This window comes from Rhodoferax sp. GW821-FHT07G04 (assembly GCF_059418585.1).
On the sequence record NZ_JBWKQD010000002.1, the window covers coordinates 686,445 to 710,034 of the forward strand.

A 23,590-nucleotide genomic window follows, 5' to 3' on the forward strand; every position below is an offset into this window, starting at 1 on the left:
CCATGAACACCAACACCACACCACCACGCCGCATCCACCGCCTGAACCGAGGCATTGCGCTACTGGCGGCCTGCGCCACCGCCCTCTCGGGTCTGGTCGGTCCTGCATGGGCCAACCCCACAGGCGCCCAGGTCGCCAGTGGCCAGGCGAGCATGGTCACCACCGGCAACCAATTGGTGGTGACCACCACACCGGGCGCCGTCATCAACTGGCAAAGTTTCTCCATTGGTGCGGATGAACTGACGCGCTTTGTGCAGCAGACCAGCCAGAGCGCGGTGCTCAACCGCATCGTGGGGCAAGACCCGTCGCAAATCCTGGGCGCGTTGCAGTCCAATGGCAAGGTTTTCCTGATCAACCCCAATGGCATCGTCTTTGGCACGGGCGCACGGGTCGACGTCAACGGCCTGGTGGCCTCCAGCCTCAAGCTCAGCAACGAAGATTTTGCAGCCGGCAGGCTCAACTTCACCGGCGACGGCAGCAGCGGTGCCGTGCACAACCAGGGCAGCATCAATACCCCCAGCGGCGGGCAGGTCTACCTGATTGCGCCCAATGTCACGAATAGCGGCCTGATCAACAGCCCCGGCGGCGACGTGCTGCTGGCCGCGGGCCACAGCGTGCAAATCGCCGACACATCAGACCCCAACATGCGCGTCGTGGTCAGTGCGGCCAATGACCAGGCGCTCAATGTGGGCAGCATCGTGGCCCAGGGCGGCAAGATCGGCATCTACGGTGCGCTGGTGCGCCAGCGTGGCGTGGTCAATGCCAGCAGCGCAGTGCGTGGCGAGAACGGCAATATCGTTTTCAAAGCCAGCGGCGACGCGGTACTGGAAGCCGGGAGCACCACCAGCACCAGCGGCGGCGATATTGCCATCAGCGGGGAGCAGGTGACGGTAGCCGGTACCGTCGACCCCGGCGGCGGTGCGCTGACCGTCACGCGCAAGAGGACTACGGCGCAGCAGGTCAGCGAAACACCCACATTGGAACAGTGCATTGCCAACCCCAGCCTGGCACTATGCAACACCGTACTGCCCAGCTTGGCCAGTTGTATTGCAGAGTCCTTTTTGCCGGGATGCAGCGTCGTGCTACCCACCTTGGCCACCTGCATCGCGTCGCCATCCACCACCGGCTGCACCGCCGTGCTGCCCACACTCAGCGCCTGCGTCGCCACGCCCACACTGAGCGGCTGTAGTGCGGTTCTGCCCAGCATCAGCGCATGCATCGCCGCCCCAACGGCTGCTGGTTGCGGTGCCGTACTGCCCAGCCTGAGCACCTGTGCCGCAACACCGGCGGCGGCCGGTTGCAGCGTCGTGCTGCCCAACTTGGCAAGCTGCATCGCCACGCCCTCCCTGCCGGGTTGCAACGCTGTGTTGCCCAGCCTGAACGTCTGCATCAGTGCGCCCTCGACTGCGGGCTGCAGCGCCATATTGCCTAGCCTCAGCGTATGTACCGCAACACCGACGGTGGCCGGTTGCAGCGTCGTGCTGCCCAGTCTGAGTACCTGCGTAGCAGCCCCTATCGCGACCGGTTGTACTGCGGTCTTGCCCACACTGGCGGGCTGCATTGCCGCACCCAATACAGCCGGCTGCAGTGCCGTACTCCCCAGTTTGGTCGCCTGCACAGCCGCACCCACGCTGGCAGGCTGCAGCGTGGTCTTGCCTTCCTTGTCTGCCTGCGCGGCTTCGCCCGCCCTGGCAGGCTGCTCCGTGGTGCTGCCACCAGTGGACCTTTGCGTGGCCTCCCCCACTCTGCCCGCCTGTGTGCAGCTGTCGCCCACCGCGAGCATCTCGCCCGTCAACCAGGCGCTGAACGCAACGGTCAATATCATCAACACGGTAAGCCGTACCAACGGTGTGGTAACCCCGCCCCCCGTGTCGCCGCCAAGCACATCGGGCGGTGGAAGCAGCAGTGCCAGCGGTGGGTCCACAGGGTCCGGCACCGCCTCAACCGCTTCAGACACCAAGGCCGATGCCACCAAGAAAGAGGACAAGAAGGATGACAAGAAAGAGGTCGCCTCCAATGACAAAGTCGGAGTAAAAAATGATGATGCAGCCAAAAAAATGTATTGCAATTAGCAGCCTGGGCTTTTGCCTGGTCGCGCTGTGCGCTGCGCCGGCGCTGGCCGGCACCGCCGTGGGTACCGTGACCCAGGTCACCGGCCCGCTGATGCTCCAGCGCGCCGATGGCAGCGTCAAGGCCATCGCGCTGAACTCCTTTGTGGAGCAGGGCGACACCCTGGTCACCGAGAAAAACACCTATGCGCAGCTCAAGTTCGCGGACGACAGCGAGGTCACGCTCAAGCCCGACACCCAGCTCAAGATCGAGGTGCTGGTCTTCAATGCCGGCAATGCGCAGAACTTGGACACCGTTTTCGGCCTGGCCAGGGGCAGCGTACAAATCACCACGGGTGGTGCGGCGCGACCCAAGCCCGAGAACATCCGCCTGGTCATGCCCAGCCTGTTGGAGCCCGCTGCCTCGGTGACACTGGACCGCAAGGCCGGCACGCGCTTTATTGCGGAATATGTGGTTGCGCCATTTACCGAGTCCAAATTTGCCGGCCTGAATGCCAAACAGATGGCAGCCCGCTACCCCGGGTTTCAACTGGCGGCGGCGGAGTCTGCCTACCGCACAGATGCCCCCTTGCTTTCATTGCCCCAGAACTGGGGTGCGCCCCAGGTGCTGGCACAGCTGACCCCACCCACACCCACAGGCGCCTTGGCACCGGGGCTGTATGTGCATGTCATAGATGGATTGATCCAGCTGTCCAACCGCGGCGGTGTGCAACAGTTTGCGGCAGGCCAGTTTGGATTCACGGGCAGCATTGTGCAGCCGCCGGTGGTCGTGCCCAAGAATCCGGGCATCCAATTCACCCCACCGCCGGCCTTCCAGTCGTCTACCGGCCCGCAAAGCAGTTCTTCGTCCAGCAAGCCCAAGACGGTTGACTGCGAAGTGCGCTAGTTGACTGCAGTCGGGCGCCTCACACCGGCCACACAACCCCGTGGTTGTTGAGGATGGCGTCCAGCGGCAGATCATGCGGCTCGGGCTCGAAGTCCTCGACAAAGCCCACCCCAAAACCCAGGCCCACGGTAAAGGGCTTGGGGTCCAGCGCCGCCATCATGCGGTCGTAGAAGCCACCGCCATAGCCCAGCCGGTAGCCGCCGGGCCCATAGCCCACACAGGGGGCAAACAGCAGCGTGGGGGTGATGACCTCGGTGTCCTTGGGCTTGGGGATGCCATAGGCGTCTTCTTCCATGGGGCAGCCGGGGTACCAGGCATGGAAGGTCATGGTCTTGTGCTCTTTGTTGACCACCGGCAGGCCGATGCGGCGCAGCTGCGGTTGGTCCAGCAATTCGCCGTCTTCCTTCCAGCGGTGCAAGGCCGGTAAGGGGTCGAACTCACCCTTGATGGGCCAGTAGGCGCCGATGACGGTATCGGGCCGGCCCACCAGCCAGATGCGCATGACCTGCTGCAAAAGGTCGGCCTGCTGTAGCCGGTCGGGCAGGTTCAGGCGTTGTTCCAACAAGCGTTTGCGCAGAACTTTCTTGGCTTGCGCTTTCGAATCATCTGAGTTGTCCATAATCTCCACATGCAGTTTTCAGCCATTCTGACATCGATGGCGCTTTTGAGCGCCGTCGCCGTGTCCTTTCCCGCCCCAGCATACGCCCAGAACCGGGACCCGGCGCGCGCCGACAACATTGTGCTGGAGATGGCCCAGTCCTACAAAGCACGCGAACGCAAACGCCTGAGCGCGCTGCTGCCCCAGGTCCGCGGCCATGCGCTGGAACCCTGGGCCGCCTACTGGGATCTGTCGGCACGGCTCGACGAAGCCGGCCCCACCGAGATCCAGGAGTTCTTCAACCGCTACAGCGGCAGCTACCAGGAAGACCGGCTGCGCGCCGAACTGCTGCTGATGCACGGCCGCAACCGCGACTGGGCCGCCTTCAGCCGTGAATACCCGCTGTACCGCATGAACGATGACAAGTCGGTGCGCTGCTATGCGCTCTTGTCCGAACACTTGGCCAGCGGCGTGGACAACACCGCGCTGGTCCGGGAGAACTGGCTCAACCTCAAGGATGCCGACGAGGGCTGCGCCGCCGCCGCCGAGCAACTGGTCAAGGACCAACCCGCCTCGGCCACCGCCATGGTCTGGCAGCGCGCCCGTCTGGGCATGGAAAACGACCGCCTGCGCGTAGTCACCCAGGCCGTGGGCATCGTCAGCCCCGGCTCGGTGTCCAAGCTCAACGCCATTTACACCAGCCCTGGCAAATACCTCAACGACAAGCTCACCGCCCTGCAGCCCAAGACCCGCGAACTGGTGTCGTTGGCCCTGATACGCCTGGCCACGCAAGACCCGGCCGAGGCCGCGACCGAGATCGACAAGCTGCGCTGGAAGACGCAGCTGACCGACGAAGAGCGCAGCTGGATCTGGGGCGTCATCGGCAAGCGCGCGGCGCAGCGGCTGTCCAACGACGCCGCCGACTACTTCGCCCGCGGCCAGGCCACGGCCATGCACGAAGACCATCTGGCCTGGCAGGTGCGTGCAGCGCTGCGCTTGGGCCGCTGGCCGCAGGTGCTGACCACCATTGCCGCCATGCCCGAACTGCAGCGCAACGATCCCACCTGGGTCTATTGGCGGGCCCGCGCCCTGCTGCAGCAAAAGGGCACTGAGAACGCCCGCGGCCACGCGCTGCAACTGCTGGAAAGCATTGCCAACGCACGCGGCTTTTACGAGCAGCTGGCACTGGAAGAGCTGGGCCAGCGCATCACCGTACCGCCCAAACCACTGCCACTGACGACCGAAGAAAAGGAAGCCGCCCGCCTGAACCCCGGCCTGAACCGTGCGCTGTATGCCATCAACATCGGCCTGCGGGCCGAAGGTGTGCGCGAGTGGAACTACAGCACCAACCTGCATGTGCGCGGTGGCCTGGACGACCGCGGGCTGTTGGCCGCTGCCGACATGGCCTGCCGCTACGAAGTCTGGGACCGCTGCATCAACACCAGCGAGCGCACCCGCTCCGTCGTTGACTTTGAACAGCGTTTCCCTATGCCCTTCAAGGCCGCTGTCGTGGCGCGCACCGGCCAGATCGGCCTGGACCCGGCCTATGTCTATGGCCTGATACGCCAGGAGAGCCGCTTCATCATTGACGCAAAATCCGGCGTCGGCGCCTCGGGTCTGATGCAGGTCATGCCGGCTACCGCCAAGTGGACGGCCAAGAAGATTGGCCTGACCACCTTCCAACCCCACCACATCACCGACCGCGACACCAACATCGCCATCGGCACCGGCTACCTGAAGCTGGTGCTGGACAGCTTTGACGGCTCCATGCCGCTGGCCGCCGCCGCCTACAACGCAGGCCCGGGCCGCCCGCGCAGCTGGCGCGGCCAATCTGGCACACCGCTGATGGAGGCCGCCATCTGGGCCGAGAACGTACCCTTCAACGAGACGCGCGACTACGTGAAGAAAGTGCTGTCCAACACCACGAACTACGCCGCGCTGATCACCGGCCAACCCCAATCGCTGAAGGCCCGGCTGGGCATGGTCGGCCCCAAGGACGCCAGCACGCCCGACACCGGGCTTGATCTGCCCTGAGCATCAATCGCGCGGGGTTTCGTCATCAATGCCCCGACCATTGCGCCGTACCATAGCTGCCCCTTTACAAAGACGCTAGCAAAGGCGACCCCATGCTGAAACTCTACATAGGCAATAAAAACTACTCCTCCTGGTCCATGCGCCCCTGGGTGCTGCTGACCCAGGCCGGCATCCCCTTCGAAGAAACCAAGCTGCGCTTTGACTCGTTCGACGCCGGCTCCGCATTCAAGAAGTCCATCCAATCCGTCTCCCCCACCGGCAAGGTGCCCCTGCTGGTGGACGGCGACCTGGCCGTGTGGGACACACTGGCCATTGCCGAATACATCGCCGAGCAATACCCCGACAAACAGCTCTGGCCCGCAGACAAGGCCGCCCGTGCCCGCGCCCGCAGCATCTGCGCCGAGATGCACAGCGGCTTTGTCGGTCTGCGCAGCAACTGCCCCATGAACATCGAGGCCCACCTGCCCGATGTGGGCGCCCTGGTCTGGCGCGACAAGCCCGCCGTGCGCGCCGATGTGCAGCGCTTGGTGGAGATGTGGAGCGCGCTGCTGAACGAGCACGGCGGCCCGCTGCTGTTTGGCGATCGCTTCACGGTGGCCGACGCCTACTTCGCGCCGGTGTGCATGCGCCTGAAGACCTATGCACTGCCACTGCCCGCGGCCATTTCCGCCTATGTGGGCCGCGTCTGCGCCCTGCCCGGCGTGCAGGCCTGGATCACGCAGGCGCTGGCCGAGAAGGATTTCCTCGATTTTGAAGAACCCTATCGCTTGAAAGCTTAAGGCTACGATGAAAACCTACCTGGTCGGCGGTGCGGTGCGCGATGCCCTGATGGGCCTGCCCGTGCAGGATCGCGACTGGGTGGTGGTGGGTGCCACGCCGCAGATGCTGCTGGACCAGGGCTATCTGCAGGTGGGGCAGGACTTCCCGGTTTTCCTGCACCCCGAGACCAAGGAAGAGTACGCGCTGGCCCGCACCGAGCGCAGCACCGGCCCCGGCTACCACGGCTTTGCGGTGCATGCCGCGCCCGATGTGACGCTGGAAGAGGATCTGGCACGGCGCGACCTTACTATTAATTCAATAGCAATTGACGCAGATTTGACGAGGGCTAGCGGCCTTTTTACTTCTCAATCACCATCAAAAAACCCAAATTGGGTAGAAAATGACCATTTGGTGGACCCCTACGGCGGCCGCCAGGACATTGCCGACAAGGTGCTGCGCCATGTGACGCCCGCCTTCCGCGAAGACCCGGTGCGCATCCTGCGCCTGGCCCGCTTCGCGGCGCGCTACACCGACTTCACCGTGGCGCCCGAAACCCAGACCCTGCTGCGCGAGATGGTAGACGGCGGAGAAGCCGACCACCTGGTCGCCGAGCGGGTGTGGCAGGAACTGTCCCGCGGCCTGATGGAGAGCAAACCCTCGCGCATGTTCCACGTGCTGCGCGACTGTGGTGCGCTGGCGCGACTCTTGCCCGAACTGGACCGGCTGTGGGACCTGCCCTGCGATGAGGCCCCAACCGCCGCCCAGGCCAACGCCGGCCTGCAGGTGCTGGAGATTGTGGACCTGGCCGCCCAAGGCGGCGCCCCTTTGACGGTGCGCTTTGCCTGCCTGGCGCACGGCCTTGTGGCCCCGACCGCAGGCCAGCAGCCGCTGAAGACCGTCTGCGAGCGCCTGCGCACACCGGTGGAGTGCAAGGAGCTGGCCGAGGTGGTGGCACGCGAGCAGACTGCCATCGAGGCCAGCGGCGCGCTGGACGCAGACGGCCTGGTGCGCCTGCTGGAGCGCTGCGACGCGTGGCGCAAGCCCGAGCGCCTGGCCGAGATCCTGCAGGCCTGCACCTGCATCGCCCGCGGGCACGCAGGCCAACCCGACGCGCCCTACCCGCAAGGCCCCCGGCTGGCGCAGGCTTTGGCGCTCACACAAACGGTTGCTACCAATGTAGTAGCTGCTGAAGCAATATCTACGGGGGCTAGCGGCCCAAAGATCGGCGAGTGGATCCAGAAAGCGCGCGTAGCGGCAGTCGCCAAAGGCCTCCAGGAGGCTGGGAGACAGAGCGTTTAGCGTAGGTAAAAGGGGGAGCCCGCGCAGCGGGCGGAGGACACGGAGCTAAACGCTCTGTCTCCCAGCCTCCGGGCGTCCGTCAAACAGGCAGATGCGCCCGCGTCCACCGCACAATATCGGCAGTGCCCATCGCCCCCGCCTGCCGCGCCACCTCCCGCCCGCCAACAAACAATGCCAACGTGGGAATGCTGCGGATGTTGAACCGCGCACCCAGGTTCTGCACCGCCTCGGTATCGACCTTGGCCACGCGCACATGGGGCTCCAGTTGCGCAGCGGCCTGCTCGAAGGCGGGCGCCATCTGGCGGCAGGGGCCGCACCACGGCGCCCAAAAGTCCACCAACACCGGTATCTGGTTGCGCTGGATGTGGCGGTCAAACGCGGCCTCGTCCAGCGCCGTAGAGTGCGCGGTAAACAGCGCTCTATGGCAACTGCCGCAGTCCGGCGCCTTGGCCTGGTCCGCGGTCTTGACGCGATTCGTGGTGTGGCAGTGCGGGCAGACGATGTGCAGGGATTCGGTCATGGCGGTGGGCAAGGGAAGGAAAAGGCCTTGTGCCCACTCAGCTGGGGTTCGCAGCCCCTGGTTTCAAGGCCCAGGCCAGCGCGCAGGCAGCCAGCGTCCAGACAATGACGGCGCCCGATGGCAGGTCCCACAGCGCCGACAGGGCCAGGCCCAGCGCATAGCCGACCACGCCAATCGCATAGGCCACGCCGTATTGCATGCCGCCGCTGTGGTTGCGCGTGGCCAGCGCCGGAATGATGAGGCTGGAGAACACCAGGTAGACCCCCACCAATTGCACCGATGCCGTCACGGCCAGCGCAAAGGCAGCATAAAAACCAAAGCGCCCCAGCCGGGCGATCCAGCCACGCCACAGCGCCAGCAGAATCGCCGCCGACACCGCGCCCAGCCACAGCAACTGCGTGGTACTGACCCACAGGATCTGGCCCACCAGCAGTTCCTTCAGGTGCTCGCCGCCATGCGGGTTGCCCGCCAGCAACAGGATGCCAGCACAGGCCGCCAGAATGAACATCACACCAATCAAGGCCTCCTGCTGCTGTGGGGCCTTGCGCTCGGTCCAGGTCAGCAACAAGGCGCCCAACAAGGCCGCCACTACGGCGGCGATCTGCACGGCCGCGCCGCCCTCGGGCAAACCCAGTGCATCCGCTGCGATCACCCCCAGCCCGGCGATCTGTGCGATGGCCAAGTCGATGAACACAATGCCGCGGTCCAGCACCTGCGCACCCAAGGGCACATGGGTGGCCAGCACCAGCAGGCCGGCGATGAAGGCCGGGCCCAGAATGCCCCAGTCCAGCGCGGCCCAGTTCATCGCTTGGCTCCCGCCGCCGCGAGCAGCCGCGCCAGCGTGTCGTCAAACAGACCGAACAAGTCTTTGGCACCGTCCGTGCCACCCACGGTAAAGGGCACCTTGACGGCGGGCACGCCCGCATTGCGCTGCAGCCAGTCGGAGGCCTTGGCATCCTGGTAGGCGGAGTACAGCGTCATCTTGGCCGGTGTGGTCTTCAATGCCACCAGCACCTCCTGCAGGTGCGAGGCCGTGGGCTCGACGCCGGGCTTGGGCTCCAGCACCGCCACCTCTTTCAGACCCAGCCAGTCGTACAGGTAGACAAAGGCCTTGTGCTGTGAGACCACGGCCGCACCCTTGAGCGGAGCGGCCTGGGCGGTCCAGCGACCCACGGCCTGCTGCCAGCGTTGCGAGAAGTCTGTCAGGCGCTGCGCGTATTGATTGGCGTTCGCCGCGTCCACCTGCTGCAGGCGCGCGGCCAGGGCCGTAGCCACCAGCGCGATGTTGCGCGGGTCGGTCTGGATATGCGGATTGCCAGCGGCATGCACATCGCCCTGCGACCGGTCCAACTGGCCCGGCACATCGAGCTTGCGCACGTAGTTGGCCGCTGCAAAATTGCCCGGCTGGCCCTCTTGCACCTTGGCATTGCCAGACTGCTGCAACAGCACCGGCAGCCAACCGATCTCCAGTTCCGCGCCGGTGCAGACCACCAGGTCCGCACTGCGCGCCCGCGCGATCAGGCTGGGCTTGGCCTGGATCTGGTGCGGGTCTTGCAGGGCGCTGGTCGCCACCGACACCTCCACCAGGTTGCCCCCCAGTTCCTGCGCCAGCGCGCCCCACTCGGGCTCGCAGGCAAACACCCGCAGCGCCGCCTGTGCCGGCATTGCCAACACCACCAAGGGCAGGGCCAAAGCCGCCGCCCACACCGATTTTTTGTGTTTCAACATCAAAGACTCCTTCGAATGCATGGACAACATGCGATCAATAGCCATGGGCGCCGTGCGCGCCCAGGCTCATCTGGTACTGCAAAAAGACCTGGTTGTCGGTCTGGTTCTCACGCGAGCGGTCTTGCGCAAACTGCAGGCGCAGGCGCGAGAACTCGCTGGGGCTGTAGTCCAGCATCAGCGTGTCCTTGCTTGGCTTGAAGCCCGTGCCTGTCAGGGCCGTGGTGTTGATGCCGTAGTCTGGCGTGCCTGCGTCCAACTGCTCGGTGCGCAGGCCTATGCGCCACTTGGGCATGAACTGGTAGACGCCTTGCAGGTACCAGCCGGACTGCACACCATAGTAGGCGTCGCTGGTATTGGCGCCGGCCGTGTCATAGGCTAGTGTGCCGCTGCGCGTGCTGCGCAGATATTCACCTTGCAGCGTAAAGCTGGTGCGCGTTGCATTGCCATGCGGCGCCCACTTCCACACGCCATCCAGGATCGCGACCTGGGTGCTGCCGCTGAAGGCGTTGGCGACCAGGCTATTGGATGCATCCAGGCTACTCAACTCCTGGCCATTGGCCTCGGTGCGCAACCACGAGATGCCGGCACGCCAGTTGTGGCTGTCACCAATATCGCCACCGGTGTGCGCCGTAAAGGCCACCATGCCTGCGCCGTTCTTGCCCGTGTCGCTGCCCGGGAAGTTGCGGCCACTGCCCACTTCCAGGCCGAACTCCAGGTACTGGTCCGTGGGCGCCAGCCAGTTGATCTGCAGGCCATCGTCGCGGTACTGCGTGCCCAGCATCGCCTGGTAGGCCAGCGGGTTGTCGGCAAAGTCCCAGGTGTGGGCGTGGTGGGAATTCAGGTAGCCAATGCCCGACAGGAAGCGTCCAGCCTTCAGGCCCAGGCCATTACCCAGGGACGTGGTCTGCACATAGGCCTCTTCCACCGACACCGTGTCGTCGCCGTGCAGCGAGATATTGGCCGCACCGCGCCACCAGGGATCGATATTGGCCGACAGGCCCAACTCCGATTCGCCCAGGTTGAAGCTGCGTGCACCAGGCCCGGCTTCAGAAGCCTTGGGCAACTGGAAGCCGCTGATGCTGTAGGCACCGGGGCTGACGCTGGTGTGGCTGTATTGGCCCGACAGGATCAACGACATGGCGGGGTTGAAGGCATTGACACCGCCGGTGGTGGATGCGCTTGTGGGTGCAGCAGGCGCGGCCGGCGGGCTCGCGGTCGCCACAGTCGCAATCGGCACAGGCTGGGTTGGCGTGGCAGTTACAGGCACAGCAGTGGCCGGCACTTGGCGCTCGGCCGCTGCCAGGCGCTGTTCCAGGGCCTTCAGCCGGGCCTCGTAGTCGGCACGCATGGCCTCGATTTCCTGGCGCAGGCTTCGCACGTCGGAAGGGTTGATGGTTTGAGGCAGTTGGGAAGAAGATGAGGGAGGGGCGGCCAATGCGCCCTGGGACACAAAGGGCGCGGCCAGGGCAAGCGCAAGGCTCACCGGAATAGGAAACTTCATGGGGATTCGCTCCGAAAAATGACAATCCACGGCGCAACGCGGCACGCGCCGCATCCACGCCGAAAGGCAAGGGTCAACTCAGAGCGAAGGGAGGCGCGCGGCTGGTGTAAGGAGGCCACAGCGGCTTGGCGGCCACCGGCTGGCAGGTGAATGCGGGGGCGGCGTTGGGCGTGGCCTGCACGCTGACCGCATCGGGCAAATCCGGCAACAGACCGCCGCCGGTTGCTGCAGCAATCTGGCACAGGTCGCAATAATCGGCAACGACGGGGGCTTGCGGGTCTTGCCGCTCAGAGGACTGGCTTTGCGTGTGCGAGATCTGGTGCCATGCCGCAGCCGTCTGCGCCAGCGGCATGAGCAGCAAAATGCCCAACAGCCACGCGAGGTGGTACTTGGATACTCTGCTGAAAAGCCGTGCACGCATAGAACGCGAATCTTAGCCTATAGCCTGTGGGTGCGGTCGCCGCGGGCAAAACCCATGGCTTCCCAATAGCTACCCTGGGTCAGGCCTATGACCTTGAAGAACTCGCCCATCTCGTGCTCCAGCACCAGCTTTTGCGCCGCCGCGCGCTCGGCGAGTGACGCCGCTTGCATGGCGTCGGCCAAGCCGCAGTTCAACAAGAAATGCGCCTGGCTGGTGTAGCCCAGCACCTCCAGCCCGGCGTCCTGCGCGGCCACGGCAATGCCGGTGAAATTGACATGGGCCGTGATGTCTTTCTCACCCACCAGCACGAGCGGGTCGCCGTCGGCCTGGTGGGCGCGGTGGCACATCACCGTGCCCATGTGGCGCTGCTCGTGGTAGTACTCGTGCTCGGGGAAGCCATAGTCCACCAAGAACAAAGCACCGGCCTGCAGGCGTTCGGCCAGCGTGCGCACAAAGGCTTCGCCCTGGGGGTGGATTTCGGTCACGTAGTCGTGCATGCCGGGTACTTCTGCAGGCGGGGTCAGCGCGGTGGGCCGGTCTCGCCACGCAAAGCGCGCACCGGCTGCATCCCACACCACCCCGCGCTCGTGCCATACACCTCCCACACGGGACAGCAGCTTGACCGGCATGGCGTCCAGCACCTCGTTGCCCACCACCACGCCATTCATCTGCGCAGGCAGGGCGTCGACCCATTGCACGCGGCCCGCATGGGCCTGCAAGGTGGCACGCTGGCGTTCCTTTAGAGGCTGCGACAGATCCACGATCGTGTAGCGGCGCAGGGGTACGCCCAGGGCATCCAGCGCGTCCAGTATCTGCAAGGCCAGTGCACCGGTACCGGCGCCAAACTCCCACACTTCATCCGTGCCGGTGACCTGCAAGGCCTGCGCCACCTGGCGGGCCAAAGCCTGGCCAAACAGCGGTGACATCTCGGGTGCGGTGACGAAATCACTACCGGCACCTTTCACTTCGCCATTGGCTGTCTTCAAACCCTGCGGCATGGCACCAAACACGGTGGCGCCCCGGCTGTAATAACCCATGCCCGGTGCGTACAAGGCATGCTCCATGAAGGTATCAAAACCTATCCAACCACCTTGCTCTGCAATCAAGGTCTGCAAGTGCGCCGGCAAGGGGCTGGCTTGGGTAGTGGTGTCGGTAGCGGTCATCGTGGAAGCGGGCGTTGTCATCATCTCGGCGTGCATTGTCCACCAAGGCTGCGGGGGAGGTGCCCATCCAAACGCTGTTGCAAAACAGCACCAGGCAGCGCGCCGTTCGTTGACAAGCCTGGTGGCTATCTACACAATCGCGCCTTCATCTTGCGTGGCTTCGCGCCACTTGCAAACGTTCTCATCAACCCACCGCGAAGGAGTGCTTCCATGATTGTTCATACACCAACTCCCTTTGTGCTGGCCGCCTGAGAGCTGAGTTTGCCAACCACCTGCGTCACTTGAACTAAACAAGCCTAGCGCTGGTCTTCGCCCTGTTGCACGGGGCGTGTGTCTTCTCTGTCTTTGCCGGGCCGCCCGCTGGTCCCGCCTATTCCATTTTTTTGGCCCTGTCGCCGCTTGTGGCGTGTCGTATCGGCACGTCTGGCACTGGGCCCCACAAAGACATACGACACCATCATGATCATCGAATTTTCTTTTGAGACTTTGCGCAACCTGGGACTGACTCCCGCCATGGCGCAGCGTCTGGCCACCGCGGATGTGGCCGACGCCTTGGCAAACACGCAGACACCCCAGTGGATGCGTATCGCAGCCGTGCACCGCGAAACCGTGGAGGTGCATAGCGGCACCGAACAATGCTCGGCCCGCTGCGCGGCACGCCTCACCCGAGAGCTGATGGACGAGGGCAGTGCCCTGGCCGTCGGTGACTGGGTGCTGTGCACAGCCGACGCACACCGGCAGTGCTGGGTTACGGCCCGCGTGCCACCGCAGAACCAGATCGTGCGGCGCGACGCCGATGGCAGCCGCCACACCGTGGTCAGCAACGTGGATACCGCGTTACTGGTGATGGGGCTGGACCTGGACTTCAACCTGCAGCGGCTGGAGCGCTACCTGGCACTGGTGGGCAGCAGTGGCGTGCTGCCGGTGGTTGTGCTGACCAAAGCCGACGTGGCGCAACAAGCCGCACCCGACAGCGTGGCGCAGCGTGTGCACGACGTGCGTGCACGCGTGGGCCAACACGTTGACGTCGTTGCAGTGGACGGCCGCAGTGCCGACGCCGCGACGGCGCTGCAGCCCTACCTGGGTGCGGGGCAGACCCTGGTGCTCTTGGGCTCGTCAGGCGCTGGCAAAAGCACGCTGACCAATAGCCTGCTGGGTAGCGCCACACAGGACACCGGCGCAGTGCGCGAGCACGACAGCCGCGGCAAGCACACGACGACGGCGCGCTCACTACACCTGCTGCCCGGTGGTGCCTGCGTCATCGACACGCCCGGTGTGCGCACATTGCGCCCCGATGTGGATGGCCATGTATTGGGGCAATTGTTCGAAGACATCAGCCAGCTGGCACATACATGCCGCTTCCGCGACTGCAAGCACCAGGACGAACCGGGTTGTGCGGTGCGTGCCGAAGTCAGCCCCGCGCGTTTGAAGAACTACCAAAAGCTGCTGCGCGAAAGCCGCCGCGACACCATGGGCGCACTGGAGCGGCAAAGCCAATTGGCGCGCTGGAAAGTGATGAGCCGCGCGGGCCGCCAGCGACAGAAGTCCAAGCACGCGGGACCTGATGACGGTTGACCGCCAGCACCCCTGCGGGCCATGGGGTTCTTGCACAGGTGACAGATCACCCTTTGCCACCGACCCTAGAATGGCGGCGCCCGGGAGCGATCTCGGGAATGCGTTCTCAGGGCGGGGTGCAATTCCCCACCGGCGGTGATGGCAACGGCGCGTCTGTTGCACAAGCCCGCGAGCGCCCGCACCGGCCACCATGCTGATGCGGGGTCAGCAGACTCGGTGTGACTCCGAGGCCGACGGTCATAGTCCGGATGAAAGAGACCGCGTGTGTCTGCGACCCCCTTTTGCGTTTTCACGCAAGGGGCCGCTGCCGCATGGTGCGCCCTGGGTTTTTTGGTTCAACGACTATTACCCTTGAGCATGACCACCATGGCCCAGACCACCACTGCAACATCCTCCTCTTCTGCGCGCATTGCCTTCATCCAATCGGGCTGGCATGCCGACATCGTCAACCAGGGCCGCGACGCCTTCCTGGCCGAGATGCAAAGCCTCGGCACCCCGGCGGACTGCGTGGACACCTTCAAGGTGCCCGGTGCTTTTGAAATCCCGCTGCATGCGCAAAAGCTTGCGGCCACCGGGCGCTATGCGGCCATCGTGGCCTGCGGTTTTGTCGTCAATGGCGGCATCTACCGCCACGACTTTGTCGCCGACGCCGTCATCAGCGGACTGATGAAGGTGCAGTTGGACAGCGGTGTGCCGGTGTTCTCCGTAGTGCTGACACCTTTGCACTTCCATGAGCACGACGAGCACCAACAATTTTTCACGACGCATTTTGTGACCAAGGGCAAAGAGGCCGCACACGCCTGTATGCAGACTCTGGAAAGCCTGCACGCCTTGGAGGTGTGAGCACAGAAGTTCACAAGGCGCTTGACTTAGAGTGTGCTCTAACTTCTAGGATTGCCCCTGTGACCACTCCGTCTACCCTCTCCATCAGCGAACTGTCCCGCCACAGCGGGGTCAGCAGCCACACCCTGCGCTACTACGAAAAGGCCGGCGTGCTGGCCCCGACCACGCGGGCCAGCAACGGCCACCGGCGTTACCTGGCAGGTGATGTCGCGTGGCTGGCCTTTGTGCTGCGGCTCAAGGCCACAGGCATGCCGCTAGCCGGCATCAAGCAGTATGCCGTGCTGCGTTCGCAAGGAGAGACGACGGTGCCACAACGCTTGGCGGCGCTGGAGCTCCACCGCACGCGTTTGGTGGCCACGATTGAGGAGCTCTCCGACAACCTTGCGGCGCTGGACGACAAGATCGGCGTATACCGCCGCTCCCTGCGGCCCGCGCGCAAGGCACCTTCCCGCAAACGCACACCATGACTGCAACCCACACAACAGCATCGACACCCACCGACAACACCCGCTACCAACGGGGCCTGAACAAGCTCCGCGAGATCGACGGCGAGGCCGGCCAACGCGTCATCGACGCGCTGGCTCCCATCGCACCCGACTTTGCACGCTACCTCATTGAGTTTCCATTCGGCGATATCTACGCCCGGCCGCAACTGGATCTGAAATCACGCGAGATTGCCACCGTCGCCGCCCTCGCAGCCCTGGGCAACGCGACGCCCCAGCTCAAGGTGCATGTGCACGGCGCGCTCAATGTGGGTTGCAGTCGCGAAGAGATTGTCGAGATTCTGATGCAGATAGCCGTCTACGCCGGCTTTCCCGCAGCCTTGAATGCGCTGTTTGCCGCGCAAGAGGTTTTTGTGGAGCGCGGCCTGACGGCCAAGGACTAAGCCGTCGCCAGCAGTGCGGCGATCAGCCGTTCCATGTCGGCATCGCTGTGCGCGGCCGACAGCGAGATGCGCAGGCGCGCCGTGCCCGCCGGCACCGTGGGTGGGCGAATGGCCGGCACCCACAGGCCCTGCTCCCACAGCCGGGCCATGCGCTCCAGCGCCTGCGCGTTGTCGCCAATGACCAGCGGCTGTATTGGCGTGATCGAGGGTAGCAGCCGGCCCACCGCTGGATGGTCAGACAGGGCTGTGCGCAAACGTGCCGCGTGGGCCTGCACGCGCTGGCGCCGCCAGCCTTCGGTCTGGATGACACGCAGGCTGGCGCGCAGCGCCTCGGTCACCATCGCAGGGGCGGTGGTTGCAAAAATGTAGCTGCGCGCGCGCTGCATGACCCATTCCACAACACGGGCGTCACCGGCAACAAAGGCACCTGCCGAGCCCGCCGCCTTGCTGAGTGTGCCCATGATGATGAGACGGGGCGATTGCAGGCCGCAATGTTCCGCCGCACCGCGCCCGCTTGCCCCCAGCACGCCATAGCCATGGGCGTCATCGACCAGCAACAGCGCATCGTATTGCTCAGCCAGGCGCAGCAAATCCGACAACGGCGCAATGTCGCCATCCATGCTGAACACGGAGTCTGTCACGATGAGCTTGCGCCGTGCGGTGGACACCTGCAGTTGTGCCTCCAGCGCCACCACATCGCCGTGCGGGTAGACCGTGATACCGGCACGCGACAGCCGGGCACCATCGATCAGGCTGGCATGGTTCAGCGCATCGCAGAACACAGCATCGCCGCGCCCCACCAGCGTGGGCACCAGGCCCACATTCGCGGTGAAGCCTGACGCGAAATACAGCGCGCGCGGCACGCCCAAGAACTCGGCCAGCTCGGCCTCCAGCGCCTCGTGCGATGCGCTATGGCCGCACACCAGCGGCGATGCCGTGGCACCCACGCCCCAGCGGCCCGCGGCACGCTGCGCCGCCTCAACCACCGCCGGGTGCTGGCTCAGGCCCAGGTAATCGTTACCGCAAAAGGCCAGCATGGCGCGCCCATTGACATGCAGGTGTGCGCCATCCACAGCCTCCACGGTGCGGCGTACGCGCAGCAGCTTGGCTGCGTCTAGAGCCTGGATATCGTCTGAAAGGGTATCGAGCACACTCATGCAAAAAATTCCGATGGCAACTGAAAGTGCGCAGCCATCTGCTGCGCGTTGGGTACCGCCTGGTGCGGCAGGTCGGCGAGACAGGGGACGTTCAACTGCGCTTGCAGCCAGTCCTTGTTGGCCTGCTGCTCCGGCATGGCCGGGTCTATGTGGTTGGCCACCCAACCTGCCAGATGCAGGCCACGGGCGGCGATGGACTCGGCGGTGAGCAAGGCATGGTTCAAGCAACCCAGCCGCAGCCCCACGACCAGGATGACGGGCAAGCCCAGGGCCACAGCCAGATCTGAACCATCCTGTGTGACGGACAGCGGTACACGAAAACCACCAGCCCCTTCCACGACCAGCGCATCGGTCTGCTCACGCAGGCTGGCGCAGGCTGTCACTATCGCGCCCAGTGCTATGTCCACACCGTCACGCTGCGCAGCGATATGCGGCGACACCGGAGCGTGCAACAGGTAGGGGTTGACCAACGCGTTCGGCAGGTCTACGGACGCCGCGGCTTGCAGCGCCCATACGTCCTCGTTGCCCCACTGACCATCAGGCCTGCGCTCGGAACCTGCTGCCACGGGCTTCATGCCCGCCACACGTGCGTAGCGTGCCCGCAGATGCCACATCAACGCACCAGCCACCAAGGACTTGCCGACGCCCGTATCGGTGCCAGTCACAAACCACGCCCTGTTCATGCCAAGGCGCAGTGCAAAGCTTGCAGACTGCCCTCCACCAAGTGGGTCATCGCCGCGTCGTCGATGACATAGGGTGGCATGAAGTACAGCGTGCGGCCAATAGGGCGCAACAGCAAGCCCTGGTCCAACGCGGCACGGTGGAAGCGGCGCGAGAAGAGCGGGTCGTCGGTGACGGCGTCCCAGGCCCACAGCATGCCCAACTGGCGCGCGTTCTGCAGGCGGGGGTGCCCGTTCAACGGATGCGCCACCCGGCTCAAGCGCTGGGCCGTGTCGCGGTTGCGAGCCAGTTGTGCATCGTCGAGCAAATCCAGCGTGGCCAAGGCCGCGCGGCAGGCCAGCGGATTGCCGGTGTAGGAATGGGAATGCAGGAAGCCCCGCGCCGTGTCGTCGTCATAGAAGGCCGCATACACCGCATCGGTGGTCAGCACCGCCGACAGCGGCAGCGTGCCGCCCGTCAGCCCCTTGGACAGGCAGATGAAGTCGGCCCGCACGCCGGCCACATCGCAGGCGAAGCGCGCGCCGGTGCGGCCAAAGCCGGTGGCGATTTCGTCGGCGATCAGATGCACGCCGTACTCGGTGCACAAGGCCCGCGCACGGCGCAGATAGTGCGGGTGGTGCATGGCGATGCCGGCTGCGCACTGCACCAGGGGCTCCACAATCAACGCGGCGGTCTGGGCATGGTGCGCGACCAACCAAGTCTCCAGCGCCTGAGCCGCCCATTCGGCGTGCTGCTCGGCGTCCATGCCATCCGCGGCCAGGCGCGCATCCGGGCTGGGCACCACGGACGCGCCGCGCACCAGGGGCGCATAGGCGGTGCGAAAAAGAGGAATATCAGTGACGGCCAACGCACCTACGGTTTCGCCGTGGTAGCCCTGCGCCAGGCTGACAAAACCGTTCTTCTCGGGCCGCCCCTGGTTGCGCCAATAGTGCATGCTCATCTTCAACGCGATCTCGGTGGCGCTGGCGCCGTCACTCGCATAAAAGGCATGGCCCAGACCGGTCAATGCAGCCAGACGTTCGGACAATGCAATGACGGGCTCGTGCGTCAGCCCGGCCAGCATCACGTGGTCCAGGCTGTCGAGTTGCGCATGCAGCGCGGCCTTGATGTGCGGGTGGCCGTGGCCAAAGAGATTGACCCACCAAGAGCTCACCGCATCCAGGTAGCGCTTGCCCTCTGCATCGAACAGCCACGCGCCCTCGCCGCGGACGATGGGCACCAGGGGTTGCGACTCGTGGTGCTTCATTTGCGTGCAGGGGTGCCACACGGCGGCGCGGCTGCGCTGCAACAAGGATTCGTTGGGGCTCGGTGTCATCGTCTCGGATGGGCGCAAGCGCGCACTGCGATCAAAGGGCGCAAGTATCGCACTGCAGCAAAACCGGGCGTTCTCGCACGGGTCAGAGGGGGTCAGCAGCGCGCTAGAACCATTTGCGTTCAATGGCCTTGTACTGCCCCGTCTTTTGAATCACGTCGAAGCCGCGGTTGAACACGTCCAGGTACTTGGCGCCTTGGTCCGACTGCTTGGTAAAGGCTACATAGAGACCGGGTGCCGCTATGGTGCCCACCTGCTTGAACTGGCCTGCCAGATCGGGCGCACGCTTGAACAGCGCATTGGCGATCCTTTCCTCGGCCGCCATATAGGCAATGCGCCTGGCCAGCAGCATGCGAAAGCCACCCTCGTTCTTGCTCACCACCTGGCGCAAGACGCGCTGGTTGAGATCCAACTCGTCGCCGTATTCGTAGTCACGCACCACGCCCACGGTCTTGCCCTCCAGGCTGGTGGCATTCAAACCGTTCTCCGGTGAGTTGGCGAGTCCGTAGATGTTCATATGCGAGATGAACAGCGGCCGCGCCGGCCACAGGTAGCTTCCAGCTATCAGGCTATTGGGAACGGCGTCGAAGCAGCCAACCACATCGCCTGCCTTGGCCATGGCCATGCAGCGCACGTAGGGCAGGACCTCAAACTTGACCTCCACGCCCATGGCGGCAAACGATTCGCGCACCACGTCGACCGCAAACCCTCTGGCCTCCCCCTTCACGATGGAAGAGTATGGTGCCCAATCGTCCTCGGCGCCCAGGGTGATTGTTTCCGCACGGCATGCGATGCCACACCACAGCAGCACGACCAGAAACAGGTTCTTCATGGCGCGATTCTCTTTGAAATCCCTATGCTCTCTCGCTGCGCGCAACCGGCCCCCATTTGCCATGACGGGCGGCCGATCACTACAGAAATTATGCGACGTTTAGCGGCCGCAGTGCAGCGAAATAGCGCCACCAAGGATGGCGTAGCACTTACTGCGCGACAGACTCGTCCAGCCCCAGCGTCTTGACCCCTGCATCACTGTCAAACTCGTTGAAGTACCACCGGCCATCGGCAAAGCTGATGTTGTCGGGCACCGGGCGCGCACTGGGCGTGCTGCCCTGTAGCGCGCGGCGCATGCTGTCTATCCAGATGGGCAGGGCCAGTGTGGCGCCAAACTCGCGCGTGCCCAGCGAGCGGGGCTCGTCGTAGCCCATCCAAGCCACCGACACGATGTCGTTGGCGTAGCCGGCAAACCAGCCGTCCACCGCGTCGCTGGTGGTTCCGGTCTTGCCAGCCAGGTCTTGGCGCTCCAGCTTCTGGCTGGCCGATGCCGCGGTGCCGGTGCGTGTGACTTCGCGCAGCATGCTGTCAGTGACAAAGGCGTTGCGGGCGTCGATGGCGCGCGCCTCTTCGGGCGGGGTGGCGGACCGATCGGCTTCAAACAAGACCTTGCCACGCCCGTCGCTGACACGCTGGATCAGCCACGGGCTGACCAGGTAGCCGCCATTGGCGAACACGCCATAGGCACAGGCCAATTGCAATGGCGTGACCGACCCTGTGCCCAGCGCCATCGTCAGGTTCAGTGGATGCTTGTCGGCGTCAAATCCAAAGTGCTGCAAGTGGTCGCGCGCGTAGTCCACGCCAATGGCCTTGAGGATGCGCACCGAGACCACGTTCTTGGACTGCGCCAGCGCGTCCTGCATGCGGATGGGGCCGTCGTACTTGCCGTCGTCGTTGCGCGGGTCCCACTTCAGGCTCTCCGTCGTGGTGGCGGAAAGCTGCACGTCATTGATCAAGGTGGCTGGCGCAAAACCACGCTCCAGCGCCGCCGAGTAGATGAAGGGCTTGATCGACGAGCCCGGCTGGCGCCAGGCGCTGGTGGCGTGGTTGAAATTCTTGCGGCGGAAATCAAAGCCGCCGACCAGCGCACGGTAGGCGCCGCTTTGGGCATTCAGCGACACATAGGCCGCGTCCACCTCCGGCAATTGCGTGATGGTCCACTTCTGCTTGGCGTTTTGCACCACCCGTATCAGCGCGCCGGGGCGCAGACGCAGGGACTTGCCGGCGTTGGCCTGCAGGGCCGCCGCCGCAAAGCCCAATTCGCCACCTGTGATCTGTATGGATTCGCCCGAGGCCAGTTCCGCCTTCAGGGATTTAGCTGCCACCTCAGTCACCACCGCGGGCAGCAAGCCGTCGCTGGCCGGGTGCTTTTGTAGCAGCGCGTCGATGGCATCGTCGCGGGCGTCTTCGTCGGTCGGCAAATCGATGACCGCCTCAGGGCCGCGGTAGCCGTGGCGCTGGTCATAAGCCAGCACATTGCGCCGCACCGACTCATAGGCCGCCCATTGTTCGGCCTGGTTGATCGTGGTGACGACATTCAAACCCATGGTGTAGGCCGCCTCCTGGTACTGCGCCACCATGCTTTGGCGCACCATCTCCGCCGCATAGGCGCCGTGGGACTCCACGATGGGGCCGGTGTTGATGCGCATAGGCTCCTTGCTGGCCTGGTCAAACTGGGCCTGGGTGACATGACCCAGCCTCAGCATGTTTTTGAGCACCATCATCTGCCGCAGCTTGGCTCGCTCGGGGTTGACGGCTGGGTTATGGCGCGCCGGGTTTTGGGGCAGACCGGCCAGCATGGCGTTCTGCGCCAGGCTCAGGTCCTTCAACGGCTTGCCGAAATATGCGCGCGCCGCGCTGGAAAAGCCGTAGCTGCGCTGCCCCAGGTAGATCTGGTTCATGTACAGCTCCAGAATCTGGTCCTTGCTGAGCGCGCTTTCGATGCGGTAGGACAGCATGGCTTCCTTGAGCTTACGCGTCAGGGTCCCTTCCTGGGTCAAGAAAAAGGTCCGCACCACCTGCATGGTGATGGTGGAGCCACCCTGCTTGACGCCGCCAGTCACATCGGACACAAAGGCCCGCAGAATGCCTTTGGGGTCCACGCCACTGTGGCTGTAGAAACGCTCATCCTCGATGGCCAGCACCGCGTTTTTTAACTGGGCGGGTATGTCGCGGATGGGCACAAAGTCGCGGTGCTCCTGGCCGAACTCACCGATCAGCACGTTGTCGGCGGTGTAGACACGCAGTGGCATCTTGGGCCGGTAGTCGGTCACCGCGTCCAGCGCCGGCAGCCCCGGAGCCAGCACCAGTAGCGCATAGCCCGCCAGCAACACCGCAGCCAGTGCGGCCAGCGCTGCGAAACCCAGCATCCATTTCAAAAGTGGCTTGTGCTTGTCTTTGATAGAAAACATAGAGGGTGACCGGTAGGGGAAAGCCAGGGCCGCAGGCGGCGCTTGGCGGGCGTATTGTGGCTGACGAATGGGTGGGGCACTAAAATCGGCCCCGTATTCACCCCACACCACCCCCATGTCCCCAAGCACCCCGCACGCGCCTTTGCCGCCCACCGTCCTGGTGACGGGCGCCGCCAAGCGCCTGGGCCGCGACATCGCACTGGCACTGGCCGCCGCAGGCTGGCGCGTGGCGGTGCATTACCGGGATTCGCTGGAAGATGCTACAAAAACAGCAGCAGACTGCGCAGATTTGACGAGGGGTGCAGCCGCATTTCGTGCAGACCTCTCGGACGAAACCGCGGTTCGCAGCCTGCTACCGGCCGTCATCCAGTCCATGGGGCGTGTGGACGCCGTGGTCAATAGCGCGTCCACGTTCGAGCACGACACCAGCGCCAGCTTTGGCTTTGCCGCGTTGGAAAAGCATATGCGCAGCAATGTCGGTGCGCCCGTGCTGCTGGCTCAGGCCCTGCACGAGCACATAGCCGAGCGCGGGCAAGTGGATGCTGCGGCGCCCGCTGGAGTCGTCGTCAATCTGCTGGACCAGAAGCTATGGAACCAGAATCCGGACTTCATGAGCTACACCCTGTCCAAGGCCGCGCTGGAAGCCGCCAACACCATGCTGGCCCTGGCCCTGAGCCCACGGGTGCGTGTGGTCGGTGTGGCGCCCGGCCTCACGCTAACCAGCCATCTGCTCAGCGATGCCAAGTTTGAGGCATTGCACAAGCTCTCGCCGCTGGGGCGCTCATCCACCCCGCAGGACGTAGCGGCTACCGTGCTGTTTGCGCTGCAAAACCAATCCATCACCGGCACCACGCTGCTGGTGGACGGCGGCCAGCACCTCATGCGCTTTGAGCGTGATTTCTCCCTGATGTGAAAG

General features: G+C 64.6%; 22 protein-coding genes and 1 riboswitch. Of the genes, 10 read left to right on the plus strand and 12 right to left on the minus strand.

Translation table 11 applies throughout. From position 1 onward, the window contains the following. Positions 1-2 precede the first annotated feature (2 nt). Complete coding sequence (locus AC07OO_RS12340) at positions 3-2,072, plus strand: two-partner secretion domain-containing protein (protein WP_495082403.1); 2,070 nt, start codon at positions 3-5, stop codon at positions 2,070-2,072. Further along, complete coding sequence (locus AC07OO_RS12345; RefSeq protein ID WP_495082404.1) at positions 2,044-2,955, plus strand: FecR domain-containing protein; 912 nt, start codon at positions 2,044-2,046, stop codon at positions 2,953-2,955. Before AC07OO_RS12340 ends, AC07OO_RS12345 begins: the two co-directional genes overlap by 29 nt. Positions 2,956-2,974: 19 nt before the next feature. Here AC07OO_RS12345 and AC07OO_RS12350 read toward each other — a convergent pair whose 3' ends face one another. Continuing rightward, positions 2,975-3,574 carry a 5-formyltetrahydrofolate cyclo-ligase gene (locus tag AC07OO_RS12350; RefSeq protein ID WP_495082405.1) on the minus strand — a complete coding sequence of 200 codons (600 nt, stop codon included), beginning with the start codon at positions 3,572-3,574 and terminating at the stop codon, positions 2,975-2,977. Between the two features lie 9 nt (positions 3,575-3,583). Between AC07OO_RS12350 and AC07OO_RS12355 the strand changes: the two genes are divergently transcribed. The 3 genes from AC07OO_RS12355 (at position 3,584) to AC07OO_RS12365 (ending at position 7,645) form a co-directional block, all read left to right on the plus strand. Beyond that, complete coding sequence (locus AC07OO_RS12355) at positions 3,584-5,587, plus strand: lytic transglycosylase domain-containing protein (protein ID WP_495082406.1); 2,004 nt, start codon at positions 3,584-3,586, stop codon at positions 5,585-5,587. 92 nt (positions 5,588-5,679) lie between these two features. Beyond that, the gene (locus tag AC07OO_RS12360; RefSeq protein WP_495082407.1) at positions 5,680-6,366 is read left to right on the plus strand and encodes a glutathione S-transferase family protein; all 687 of its coding nucleotides are present in this window, start codon (positions 5,680-5,682) and stop codon (positions 6,364-6,366) included. A 7-nt stretch (positions 6,367-6,373) separates the two neighbouring features. Beyond that, positions 6,374-7,645, plus strand: coding sequence for a multifunctional CCA addition/repair protein (locus tag AC07OO_RS12365; RefSeq protein ID WP_495082408.1), 1,272 nt, complete (start codon positions 6,374-6,376; stop codon positions 7,643-7,645). Positions 7,646-7,724: 79 nt separating this feature from the next. On the opposite strand, the gene trxC is transcribed toward AC07OO_RS12365, so the two are convergent. From trxC to AC07OO_RS12395, 6 genes are all read right to left on the minus strand, one after another. Further along, the gene (gene trxC / locus AC07OO_RS12370; protein WP_495082409.1) at positions 7,725-8,165 is read right to left on the minus strand and encodes a thioredoxin TrxC; all 441 of its coding nucleotides are present in this window, start codon (positions 8,163-8,165) and stop codon (positions 7,725-7,727) included. 37 nt (positions 8,166-8,202) lie between these two features. Beyond that, a complete protein-coding gene (locus AC07OO_RS12375; protein ID WP_495082410.1) occupies positions 8,203-8,970 on the minus strand; it encodes a metal ABC transporter permease in 768 nt (255 codons plus the stop codon). Continuing rightward, positions 8,967-9,893, minus strand: coding sequence for a metal ABC transporter substrate-binding protein (locus AC07OO_RS12380; RefSeq protein ID WP_495082411.1), 927 nt, complete (start codon positions 9,891-9,893; stop codon positions 8,967-8,969). Before AC07OO_RS12380 ends, AC07OO_RS12375 begins: the two co-directional genes overlap by 4 nt. A 34-nt stretch (positions 9,894-9,927) precedes the next feature. After that, positions 9,928-11,394 (minus strand): hypothetical protein, encoded by a 1,467-nt coding sequence (locus tag AC07OO_RS12385; RefSeq protein ID WP_495082412.1) that lies wholly within the window; start codon positions 11,392-11,394, stop codon positions 9,928-9,930. Positions 11,395-11,467: 73 nt separating this feature from the next. Then, the gene (locus AC07OO_RS12390) at positions 11,468-11,815 is read right to left on the minus strand and encodes a hypothetical protein (RefSeq protein WP_495082413.1); all 348 of its coding nucleotides are present in this window, start codon (positions 11,813-11,815) and stop codon (positions 11,468-11,470) included. A gap of 17 nt (positions 11,816-11,832) precedes the next feature. Then, positions 11,833-12,999, minus strand: a complete 1,167-nt coding sequence (locus AC07OO_RS12395; RefSeq protein ID WP_495082414.1) for a class I SAM-dependent methyltransferase — start codon at positions 12,997-12,999, stop codon at positions 11,833-11,835. A gap of 438 nt (positions 13,000-13,437) precedes the next feature. Between AC07OO_RS12395 and rsgA the strand changes: the two genes are divergently transcribed. The 4 genes from rsgA to AC07OO_RS12415 all read left to right on the plus strand — a co-directional run bounded on the left by rsgA (position 13,438) and on the right by AC07OO_RS12415 (position 16,282). Then, complete coding sequence (gene rsgA, locus AC07OO_RS12400; RefSeq protein WP_495082415.1) at positions 13,438-14,553, plus strand: ribosome small subunit-dependent GTPase A; 1,116 nt, start codon at positions 13,438-13,440, stop codon at positions 14,551-14,553. Between the two features lie 98 nt (positions 14,554-14,651). Beyond that, positions 14,652-14,817: riboswitch (FMN riboswitch) on the plus strand. A 93-nt stretch (positions 14,818-14,910) separates the two neighbouring features. Then, positions 14,911-15,396, plus strand: coding sequence for a 6,7-dimethyl-8-ribityllumazine synthase (locus tag AC07OO_RS12405; RefSeq protein WP_495083342.1), 486 nt, complete (start codon positions 14,911-14,913; stop codon positions 15,394-15,396). A gap of 59 nt (positions 15,397-15,455) precedes the next feature. After that, positions 15,456-15,863, plus strand: a complete 408-nt coding sequence (locus AC07OO_RS12410; RefSeq protein WP_495082416.1) for a MerR family transcriptional regulator — start codon at positions 15,456-15,458, stop codon at positions 15,861-15,863. Continuing rightward, positions 15,860-16,282 carry a carboxymuconolactone decarboxylase family protein gene (locus AC07OO_RS12415; protein WP_495082417.1) on the plus strand — a complete coding sequence of 141 codons (423 nt, stop codon included), beginning with the start codon at positions 15,860-15,862 and terminating at the stop codon, positions 16,280-16,282. Before AC07OO_RS12410 ends, AC07OO_RS12415 begins: the two co-directional genes overlap by 4 nt. On the opposite strand, the gene bioF is transcribed toward AC07OO_RS12415, so the two are convergent. The 5 genes from bioF to AC07OO_RS12440 form a co-directional block, all read right to left on the minus strand. Next, a complete protein-coding gene (bioF, locus tag AC07OO_RS12420) occupies positions 16,279-17,439 on the minus strand; it encodes an 8-amino-7-oxononanoate synthase (RefSeq protein WP_495082418.1) in 1,161 nt (386 codons plus the stop codon). The two genes, AC07OO_RS12415 and bioF, sit on opposite strands and share 4 nt — an antisense overlap. Then, entirely contained in the window at positions 17,436-18,122 is a 687-nt protein-coding gene (bioD, locus tag AC07OO_RS12425; RefSeq protein ID WP_495082419.1) for a dethiobiotin synthase, read from the minus strand. Before bioD ends, bioF begins: the two co-directional genes overlap by 4 nt. Beyond that, positions 18,119-19,435: an adenosylmethionine--8-amino-7-oxononanoate transaminase gene (gene bioA, locus AC07OO_RS12430; protein WP_495082420.1), complete on the minus strand. Its 1,317-nt coding sequence runs from the start codon at positions 19,433-19,435 to the stop codon at positions 18,119-18,121. Before bioA ends, bioD begins: the two co-directional genes overlap by 4 nt. Before the next feature lie 103 nt (positions 19,436-19,538). Then, entirely contained in the window at positions 19,539-20,264 is a 726-nt protein-coding gene (locus AC07OO_RS12435) for a substrate-binding periplasmic protein (protein WP_495082421.1), read from the minus strand. A gap of 148 nt (positions 20,265-20,412) precedes the next feature. Next, positions 20,413-22,674, minus strand: coding sequence for a penicillin-binding protein 1A (locus tag AC07OO_RS12440; protein WP_495082422.1), 2,262 nt, complete (start codon positions 22,672-22,674; stop codon positions 20,413-20,415). A 115-nt stretch (positions 22,675-22,789) separates the two neighbouring features. Between AC07OO_RS12440 and AC07OO_RS12445 the strand changes: the two genes are divergently transcribed. Continuing rightward, positions 22,790-23,587, plus strand: coding sequence for an SDR family oxidoreductase (locus AC07OO_RS12445; protein WP_495082423.1), 798 nt, complete (start codon positions 22,790-22,792; stop codon positions 23,585-23,587). The last annotated feature ends 3 nt before the right edge of the window (positions 23,588-23,590 follow it).